This is a genomic window from Mycobacterium sp. (genome assembly GCF_049585075.1).
Taxonomy (GTDB): Bacteria; Actinomycetota; Actinomycetes; order Mycobacteriales; family Mycobacteriaceae; genus Mycobacterium.
Genome location: NZ_JBAUZA010000028.1, coordinates 1 through 2,209 on the forward strand (window position 1 = coordinate 1; position 2,209 = coordinate 2,209).

The following is a 2,209-nucleotide window of genomic DNA, read 5'->3' on the forward strand; positions in this document are numbered from 1 at the left end:
ATCGTGATGAACGCCTCGTCGCGGTCGCCGGCGGCCAGGAGACGCTGGCCGAGCTCGAGGTCGAACACGTCGTCCTTGTCGGGCTCGCCAAACATCGCGTACTCGGACGCGGCTCTCAACAGCGCCGCCTTGGGGCCGTGCGCCTGGACTGTCTGAGCGGAAACACCCGCCGCGGCAGCGATTTTCGCGAACGTGGTGCCAGCGTACCCCAGCGTGGCGAACAGCTCCGCGGCCGCCGCGACCACCTTAGATCGCGTCTGCGCCGCCTGCTGCTGGCGCAACTCAGATCGGTATACGCGGGATATTGACTTTTGTGCCATAACAGTGAATATTGTACTGCACATCCAAAGCGTGATCCCGAGGGGGAGCGATGTCGTCAATCATCATCGCCAGCATTCCCGCCCACGGCCACGTGACACCCCTGCTGGTTGCCGCCCGAGGATTCGTTGAGCGCGGCGATCACGTCCGGTTCATCACCGGCGCTCGTTTCGCCGACAAGATCGCGGCGACGGGCGCATCGCACATCCCGCTCCCGCCCGGCATCGACTATGACGACAACTTTCTCAAGCAATTCCCCGAGCGCGCAAAGTTGAAGGGGCTCAAAGCGGCTGCGTTCGACGTCGAGCACTTCTTCGCCAAACCGGCCAAGCTGCAGTACGAAGCGATCATGGCTGCCCACACCGCACAGCCGGCTGATGTCGTGCTCGTCGAGCAGAATTTCTTCGGCGGCGCGTTCCTGCTCGCACATCAGCGGCCCACACGCCCGGCTGTCGTCGTGTGCAGTGTGATCCCGCTGGTGATGCCCAGCGCCGACACCGCACCGTTCGGCATGGGCCTACCCCCGGCGCGGTTGTTCAACCGCCGGCGCAATGCCATCTTGGCTGCGCTGAACCGCCGCGTGTGGGCGCGCGCCGACCACATCCTCGATCGGCTCCACCGCGCCGTGCACGGCCAAGCCCTGCCGGGCCAGATAGTGAACTGGCTTGCCTGGGCCGACGCGGTCGTCCAGTTCACCGTGCCCTCCTTCGAGTACCCCCGCTCGGATGCGCCGGCGTCGCTTTATTTCGTCGGCCCGTTGAGCGCCACCGGATCGCAGGCACCGCGGCCGGATTGGTGGGGCGACCTCGATGGCGCGCGCCCGGTCATCCATGTCACCCAAGGCACGGTCGCGAACAAGGACTACGCCCAAGTGATCGCGCCGACGCTCGAGGCGCTCGCCGGCGAGGATGTGCTGGTCACGGTGGCGACGGGCGGTCGCCCGCTCGACACACTGCCACCGCTGCCGGCCAACGCACGCGCCGCCGAGTACTTGCCCTATGACGAGTTGCTGCCCCGCACTGACGTTTTCGTCACCAACGGCGGGTACGGCGGAATCCAATACGCCCTGCGCTACGGGCTACCGATCGTCGCTACCGGTGGCAAAGAAGACAAGCCCGAAGTCGGCGCTCGCGTCGCCTGGTCCGGTGTCGGGCGACGCATCAGAACAGAACGACCAACACCAAGCGCTCTGCGCCGCGACATCCTGGCCGTACTGAATCAGCCGCGCTACCAACAAGCCAGCCGACGCGTGGCAGCCGAGATGGCTGCAGCCCCCGGCTTCACCGGCTTAGCCGACATCGTTGATCGGTTGGTGGCTGGCCCTACACGATTGGCCGCCGTTAACTCAGCCAGCTCGACCAGCGGGCCGCATCACCGAGCGCGAGGTTGTGCTTCGCCCGGCGATAGCTCGGCAGGCGCTGTGCGTGCCCTTCAACATCTCAAATGGAGGTTGGGATAATGGCTGGTCGCCGCCGTACCAAGCGCAATCGCTGGTCACAGAACACGAAGGCCCATCGTCGTCGGGTAGTCAGCATGGGGGGGCAGTGTCGGGGCATTTTTGGCGTTTGGGCTGACCCCGTTGGCCGCTGCGCCGGCGGCGCATGCCGGACCTCTACTGATCCGCCCCAGGGTGGTGTCGCGCCGCAGCGCAGCGAAATTTCAGTAGTGCACTACTGACGTTGATTGTTCGATCGCGATCAACGATGGCTGTGACGGAAGTCACCGATCGAGGGATCACATGCTCAACGCCCAGCATGAAGCCAGAACCTTCGATGAGGCCTTGGATCAGGCGGTATCGCCAGCACCGGTTCTCATCACCGAACGCAAGCTTGCGCTCGGCACGGCGATAGCTCGTCAGGCGCTGCGGCATGCCTTTCGACGTCTCTACTGG

Annotated in this window: 3 protein-coding genes; 1 reads left to right on the top strand and 2 read right to left on the bottom strand. The window is 65.1% G+C overall.

Translation table 11 applies throughout. The features are described from left to right. Positions 1-281 (bottom strand): TetR/AcrR family transcriptional regulator (locus WB785_RS01325; protein ID WP_424076904.1); only part of this gene is annotated, 281 nt, incomplete at its 3' end. 89 nt (positions 282-370) lie between these two features. Between WB785_RS01325 and WB785_RS01330 the strand changes: the two genes are divergently transcribed. Beyond that, positions 371-1,777: a glycosyltransferase gene (locus WB785_RS01330; protein ID WP_424076905.1), complete on the top strand. Its 1,407-nt coding sequence runs from the start codon at positions 371-373 to the stop codon at positions 1,775-1,777. Between the two features lie 153 nt (positions 1,778-1,930). On the opposite strand, the gene WB785_RS01335 is transcribed toward WB785_RS01330, so the two are convergent. Further along, positions 1,931-2,209 (bottom strand): hypothetical protein (locus WB785_RS01335; protein WP_424076906.1); only part of this gene is annotated, 279 nt, incomplete at its 5' end.